Source organism: Candidatus Aquicultor sp. (assembly GCF_054640775.1).
The window spans coordinates 1-6,407 of record NZ_JBTSLF010000146.1; the positions used below are offsets into that span (position 1 = coordinate 1).

A 6,407-nucleotide genomic window follows, 5' to 3' on the forward strand; every position below is an offset into this window, starting at 1 on the left:
TATTCAACGGGATTACTGTAGTGAGTGTCTTTACTGTTCAGAACACGCTGAGGATCCGCCCCAGACGATATTCCAAAACTTTCGTCTAATAACTTCTCCACGTCCTTTTTAATACTCTCTTGAAGTAACGGATATTTAAATATTTTTATTGTAAGATTTTGGTTCATACACTTTGAGACGCCAAGTTCTCATCAAGAAACTGTTTTAATCCCTCTAAATCCTGTTTTTCACTATCGTAGTGATATGAAATAATACCTACCGATTGAGCACTTTTGACTGCATCTAGATTGTGTTCAAAATAAATCACGTCGTCTTTGGTGAGATTGTAGTGGATTAACATTTTATTGAAGTACTCTGGATCCACTTTGTCTGGATTATGCTTAAGCGTAAACAATTCATACGGAAGATTAGTTAAACTAAACGGCACTATTTGTTCATCGTTTGCATTACTAAGAATAATTTTCTTGTTGGAATATTTTTCAAGCAATTCATACATGGGTTCAAATACTCCCCTACCTTCTATAACAAAGGTATCTACCGCATCAACTAAAATTGTTTTCATGGTTTTATTAATTTTTTAAAATAGACACACAACTTACTAGAAGTATATACCCTCTCAAAAAACAAATCCATTACAAACAAAAAACACCACAGAGGTGTCTTCATTTTGTGCGCTCAGAAGGACTTTCCTCCGACTAAATTTTTATCGTCATAAAAATTTGTCTAGGCGCCAACTCGCTGTGCTCGTAGCTACTCGCACATGCTCCGTTGTTCAAGTCCTCACAAATACAAAGCAGTTTGTATTCTCTATGCGTCAATATAAAAAACGCTCAAAATGAACGTTTTTTATATTGGTGCTGTAATTATACACTTTGCGCGAACCTTTTTCGAACGGAAACTGAACGAATGAATCAGCCCCGCCACCGCCTCGCAGAGCCTCGGCGGACACCAAAGAAAAATGTTCCTTGCTTTTCGGATTTGCGCGCGACCAATTTCTTCTAAAAAGGAAAGGACATTTTTCTTTGGTGTTCTGCCCTCTAAGTATTCGGGCAGGTGGCGGGACTAATACGGACTCGGTTTTGCCAAAACTATTTTTTGGGGAAAGGATTTCACAAAACACTCGGCTAATCTTTTTTGAATTCGGATGTCGCAAGCGGAGGAGGAGGGGTTTGGGGAGGAATCCTCCGCTTGCTCCACTGTTTTCTTTTGGCGAATTTCGGGCGGGCATAAATTGAGAAAAAGTGTTGTTCATGTTAGTATAGTTGTGAGGGTTAGTTTCAACGCTCATACTTATACTATCATACTATGGAAAGCAAACACAATAAAGAGGTTGGGGATAAAATAAAAGTCTTTCGAGCAAAGCAAGGATTGACACAGGACGCTCTTGCGAGAAAGTGCGATATTCCCTACACAACACTGACCAAAATTGAATCAAATGTTATAACAAAACCGTCAATTCAGACAGTAATGAAAATTGCTGAAGGATTGGGAATAAGTATTGATGATTTAATGAAATAATAACTATGGAATTTTTAAATTCTTTTTTGCCAACATTTCAACACCTCGGTATTTGGGGTTATTGGGTTGTCGCGCTGGTTTCTTTGTTAGAGTCGTTGGCCTTTGTCGGAGTGGTAGTCCCCGGAGCTATTATTGTTGTGCTCGCGGGCTTCTTTTCGGCTCAAGGTTATCTTGATCTTGGGGATTTGATTTGGTTTGCCGCAATCGGCGCGATACTCGGCGATAGTTTAAGTTATTACTTGGGAACACGAGGAACAAAACTTTTTCGCGCGGAAAATAAACTTTTAAAACTTAGCCACTTAGAAAAAGGCGAACAATTTTTTAAGAAGTACGGCAATAAAAGTATTTTTCTTGGCCGATTTATCGGCCCCATTCGGTCAATCGTTCCATTTGTAGCAGGGTTGTCCAAAATGAACAAATGGTCGTTTTTGCTGTGGAATGTGACTAGCGCGTTTTTGTGGGCGGCGGCCCATCTTCTTCTCGGTTATTTTTTTGGTGGGGCAATCAAAACGATAGAAATATGGTCGTCAAGAATGGGAATTTTCCTTTTCTCTTTCTTTTTATTGCTGGTTGTCATTTGGTTTATCGTAAAGAAAAGTGGGTCATTCTTTCATTTTATAAAATCAATACTACTTTCAATAAAAAATGCCGTCATCACTAATCCCGATGTGGAGCGTTTTGTAAAAAATCATCCGAACATTTTTCATTTCATCAAGCAAAGATTAAACAGAGAAAATTTTTCCGGACTCCCACTCACTCTCTTATTTGTCGCTTTTATTTATGTTCTTTCTCTCTTTTTCGGCGTTATTCAAGACATCATCACTTCCGATGTTATTGTTGCGGCAGATACTCGCGTAGCAAATCTTTTATTCGCCTTCCGAGACACCGAGCTGATAAAAATTTTCACTTGGATAACTTTGCTTGGAAAATGGCAAATTGTAGTGAGCGCGACGGTCGTTCTATCTTTTATTCTTTGGTTGTGGAAGAAGAGAATATACTTGCTCCCTCTTTGGGTAACGATTATCGGAAGTGAGATTTTTAACTCTCTCGGAAAATTGGCGTTTCATCGTCCGCGTCCCGATGTTGCGTTATATATTGAAGATACCTTTTCTTTTCCGAGCGGACACGCAACTATAGCTGTTGCGTTCTATGGTTTTCTTGGTTACATCTTATTTCGGCAAATAAAAAAGTGGAAGTATAAAATCAATATTTTATTTTTTGGTATCGTTTTAATTTTAGCAATTGGCCTAAGCCGACTTTATCTTGGTGTTCATTTTTTGAGCGATGTATGGGGCGGCTATCTCTTAGGCGCGCTTTGGCTTCTCATAGGAATTACTATCTCGGAATGGCTACAACATCGTAAACCATTACTATTATTTACTCCCACACAGAAAACTAAGATTGTTATCTCGCTTCTTATTCTTACGGAAATCGTTTTCTATGTGAATTTTGCTCGCCATTACAATCCGCCAATCGTACGCCAAGAAATACCAAGTGTAGTCGTAGCTACTGATGTGTTAGGCATATTCGGAGATAAACAAATTTCTCGTTTTACTGAAACATTGATTGGCGCACAGCAAGAGCCGTTAAGTTTTGTTGTGATTGCTAAAAACGATCAGTCGTTCGTGGGTGCTATGCAGGGCGCGGGATGGTATCGGGCAGACTCTGCAACTTTTGTTTCTGTGGCAAAACTTGCCAAGTCCGCAATCTTGAACGAAAACAATCCTACCGCGCCGATGACTCCGTCATTTTGGAATACCAAAGTGCATGATTTTGGTTTTGAAAAACCGACCGAAGCCCAAAGTGTGCGCGAGCGGCACCATGCAAGGTTTTGGCGTACGCAATTTGAAACCCAAGACGGCAATCGTGTGTATGTTGGAACGGCGAGCCAAGATGTTGGCGTGAAGTGGCTTATCACACATACTATCAAACCGGATATTGATACAGAAAAAGAGCTCTTATTTTCTGATTTAGAAAACGCGGGAGTTATATCAAGTTTTGCAAAAGAAAAATTCGTTGATCCTGTCTTGGGAGAAAATTTCAGTGGTGATGCGTTTTTCACGAATGGGGAAGCCTATATCATCATGTTGCGCTAAGTATGGATAAACCAAATATTAAAACCGATCAAGAACTTGTATTAGACACGAAGAAAAACAAAGACAGCTTCGTTGAAATTATTCGTCGTTACCAATCTCCGCTCCGTCGTTATGTCACCCGTTTAGGTTGTAGAGATGTCAATGACGCAGATGATTTACTTCAAGATATTTTTATCAAGGTTTATATTAACCTTAACGACTATGACACTGATCTAAAATTTTCTTCATGGCTGTATCGTATTGCACATAATGAAGCGATTAGTTTTTACCGCAAAAAAAGAATTCGCCCAATGCCTGTCGCAACCGAAGAAGAAACCCGCCTATTTGAAAACATTGCGGATGAGACGGATTTAATTGGATTTTTAGATGCAAAAATAAATGGGGATATCTTACGCAGAGCCCTTACGGAGATAGATGAGCAATATCGCGATGTACTCGTCCTGCGGTTTTTTGAAGAAAAGAGTTACACTGAGATATCAGATATTCTTAAAATTCCGGAAGGCACTGTTGGAACCCTCCTCAATAGAGGGAAAAAACGTCTCAACGATATTTTAACCACAAAAAATATAAATTTATGAACAAAACATTACCTGAAAAAGTCATAGAAGAAATCAAGAAGCAAGGCATTGAGCCGCGTCCTCGATGGCAGTTTCTTTTGAAACGGTGGGTACTATGGTCGCTTGCAATTTTTTCTACAATCCTCGGTGGTATTGCCATTGCTATTATTATTTTTACTTTTATTGACCATGAGGCAAGCGTGAGGGTATACCTTAAGCAAAGCGCTGTTGAAGATATTTTGTCCGCAATCCCTTACTTTTGGTTTGCGACCTTAGTCATATTAACTGGTGTCACAAAATATGCTGTGCGCAATACTAAATTTGGGTATCGTTACGCAATGGCACGAATAGTAGCGGCAGTTTTGATCGGCAGTATATTTTTTGGAATCACATTTAACACCATAGGCGTCGGTGAAAGCGTGCAGGATTTTCTTGTTGAGACAGTTCCGTCTTATGATGTGCTTACATATACCTCAAAAGATGCGTGGTCACAGCCTGAAAAAGGTCTGCTCGGTGGTACCGTCACTACAATAATTAGTTCGGAAGAGTTTGAGCTTGTTGATTTCCATAAGAAAAGTTGGCGTGTAAATACGAGCGAGATACAAGGTAATGACGACTTGATTATTCGACAGGGAGCAATAATAAAAATCATCGGTACTCAAAAAGACAGCTTGCTGTTTCGCGCTGGGCAAGTGTTCCCTTGGAATAATTAAAGTTTGAAAGGAACCTACATCGACCTGCGTAGTAATTAGTGAAAGGTCGATACAAGTAAATTAACGAACTAAATTCAACACTATGAAAAACAAAATTGGATATCTTGGTTTACTAGGCATTCCTCTTGCAGTACTCGGTATCGCCAGTAGCGTGGCGTTCGCTCAGAGTAATACACCGCCAGCACAGAACACACCGCCTGCTCAACAAGTGGAACAGACAACCGGACCTGATACTGATAACATCCAAGATCAGACGAACGACGGCAAGCCGGATTCTACCCTTGAGGCAAATGAAGTAGGGGGCGTAGAAGCTCCAGAAACAGGTGCTGAGGCAAACGAAGCTCCGGGTGGACACGAAGATGTCGGTGACAACGTTGACCATCAGTTTGAGGGAGTAGAATAATTTTCTTTTATCTCTTCAATTCAGAAAACGCTCATACTGTATGGGCGTTTTCTGTTGTTTGCAAATTGGGGGTATGTTATAATAAAATGAACAGTAGATAAATTAACCAATATATATAATATATTTATGAAGAAAACATTTATATCCAGCGTATTTGCATTAGTAGCTCTTTTTACTTTTGCGGGTGGCACTGCTTTTGCGCAAAGCCCACAAGTTGCACTTCCTTCAGCCGGTTTAACTCCAGAAAGCTCTTTCTATTTCCTTGATCGTCTTGGCGAAAACCTGCGACAATTCTTTACCTTTAATCCCGAGGCAAAAGCTAAGCTCCAAATTGAATTTGCGGGAGAGCGTATTGCGGAGATTAAAATCATGGTTGAGAAAAAAGGTGTTAATGCCAAAGGGCTTGCGATAGCCGAGTCGCTTCTTCAAGCCAATGTGGCGTATGCCGCAGAGATTGTAAGTGAGGAGAAAATATCTGGTAAGGACGTATCTGCTCTCGCCAAAACGTTGAATGACGAATTTGACGCGCGAGATAAACTTTTGGAGCAAACTTTCAAAGACGCCAAAGCGCAACTCAAAGCCCAACGTAAGGAAATCAAAACGAATCTTCTTGCCGAGGCGCGCCGTGTCGGAGACACCGCGCAGATAGCAATATTGGAAGCACAGCTCAATGATATTGACGGACAGATTGACGCACTTGGACAGAAAAAAGACCAGCTTGAAAATTCTCTCCAAAACGAACAGAAAAATATAGAAAAAGAAATGAGCAAGGATGATCAGAAAAAAGAAGAAGTTGAACAGAAAGAAGAACAAGAGGCAGTAGAGGCGGAGGAAGCAAAGGAAGCCGACGAGCCGGAAGAAGTTGAAGAACCAAAGGAGGCTGTAGAACAGCCGGAGGCGGGAGAAAAAGATAGCAAGAAAGATAATTCTCAAAATTCAAATTCCTCAAATCAGGGCGATCAAAATTCAACGACGACTGAAAGCAATGAGTAGTGGTCGGGTGTAAAATTAGTAATGCTCCCGCCCGAAATTCGCCAAAAGAAAACAGTGGAGCAAGCGGAGGATTCCTCCCCAAACCCCTCCTCCTCCGCTTGCGACATCCGAATTCAAAAAAGATTAG

General features: G+C 40.5%; 8 protein-coding genes. 6 read left to right on the top strand and 2 right to left on the bottom strand.

Features of this window, described 5'->3' with window-relative positions; genetic code table 11:
• Positions 1-163 precede the first annotated feature (163 nt).
• Positions 164-562: an HAD family hydrolase gene (locus ACYC56_RS11110; protein WP_461374246.1), complete on the bottom strand. Its 399-nt coding sequence runs from the start codon at positions 560-562 to the stop codon at positions 164-166.
• Between the two features lie 252 nt (positions 563-814).
• The gene (locus ACYC56_RS11115) at positions 815-1,252 is read right to left on the bottom strand and encodes a hypothetical protein (RefSeq protein ID WP_461374247.1); all 438 of its coding nucleotides are present in this window, start codon (positions 1,250-1,252) and stop codon (positions 815-817) included.
• Between the two features lie 53 nt (positions 1,253-1,305).
• Between ACYC56_RS11115 and ACYC56_RS11120 the strand changes: the two genes are divergently transcribed.
• From ACYC56_RS11120 to ACYC56_RS11145, 6 genes are all read left to right on the top strand, one after another.
• Positions 1,306-1,518, top strand: a complete 213-nt coding sequence (locus ACYC56_RS11120; protein WP_461374248.1) for a helix-turn-helix domain-containing protein — start codon at positions 1,306-1,308, stop codon at positions 1,516-1,518.
• A gap of 5 nt (positions 1,519-1,523) precedes the next feature.
• A complete protein-coding gene (locus ACYC56_RS11125) occupies positions 1,524-3,614 on the top strand; it encodes an LssY C-terminal domain-containing protein (protein WP_461374249.1) in 2,091 nt (696 codons plus the stop codon).
• Between the two features lie 2 nt (positions 3,615-3,616).
• On the top strand, positions 3,617-4,192 hold the full coding sequence (locus ACYC56_RS11130; RefSeq protein WP_461374250.1) for an RNA polymerase sigma factor: 576 nt from the start codon (positions 3,617-3,619) through the stop codon (positions 4,190-4,192).
• Positions 4,189-4,884 (top strand): hypothetical protein, encoded by a 696-nt coding sequence (locus ACYC56_RS11135; protein WP_461374251.1) that lies wholly within the window; start codon positions 4,189-4,191, stop codon positions 4,882-4,884. Before ACYC56_RS11130 ends, ACYC56_RS11135 begins: the two co-directional genes overlap by 4 nt.
• 82 nt (positions 4,885-4,966) lie before the next feature.
• Positions 4,967-5,287 (top strand): hypothetical protein, encoded by a 321-nt coding sequence (locus ACYC56_RS11140; RefSeq protein WP_461374252.1) that lies wholly within the window; start codon positions 4,967-4,969, stop codon positions 5,285-5,287.
• 126 nt (positions 5,288-5,413) lie between these two features.
• Positions 5,414-6,280, top strand: a complete 867-nt coding sequence (locus ACYC56_RS11145; RefSeq protein ID WP_461374253.1) for a DUF5667 domain-containing protein — start codon at positions 5,414-5,416, stop codon at positions 6,278-6,280.
• Positions 6,281-6,407: the final 127 nt, after the last annotated feature.

Bases quoted from the DNA above. Each gene is read 5' to 3' on its own strand.
- ACYC56_RS11110 (WP_461374246.1), bottom strand. From the start codon at position 562: ATGAAAACAATTTTAGTTGATGCGGTAGATACCTTTGTTATAGAAGGT.
- ACYC56_RS11115 (WP_461374247.1), bottom strand. From the start codon at position 1,252: ATGAACAACACTTTTTCTCAATTTATGCCCGCCCGAAATTCGCCAAAA.
- ACYC56_RS11120 (WP_461374248.1), top strand. From the start codon at position 1,306: ATGGAAAGCAAACACAATAAAGAGGTTGGGGATAAAATAAAAGTCTTT.
- ACYC56_RS11125 (WP_461374249.1), top strand. From the start codon at position 1,524: ATGGAATTTTTAAATTCTTTTTTGCCAACATTTCAACACCTCGGTATT.
- ACYC56_RS11130 (WP_461374250.1), top strand. From the start codon at position 3,617: ATGGATAAACCAAATATTAAAACCGATCAAGAACTTGTATTAGACACG.
- ACYC56_RS11135 (WP_461374251.1), top strand. From the start codon at position 4,189: ATGAACAAAACATTACCTGAAAAAGTCATAGAAGAAATCAAGAAGCAA.
- ACYC56_RS11140 (WP_461374252.1), top strand. From the start codon at position 4,967: ATGAAAAACAAAATTGGATATCTTGGTTTACTAGGCATTCCTCTTGCA.
- ACYC56_RS11145 (WP_461374253.1), top strand. From the start codon at position 5,414: ATGAAGAAAACATTTATATCCAGCGTATTTGCATTAGTAGCTCTTTTT.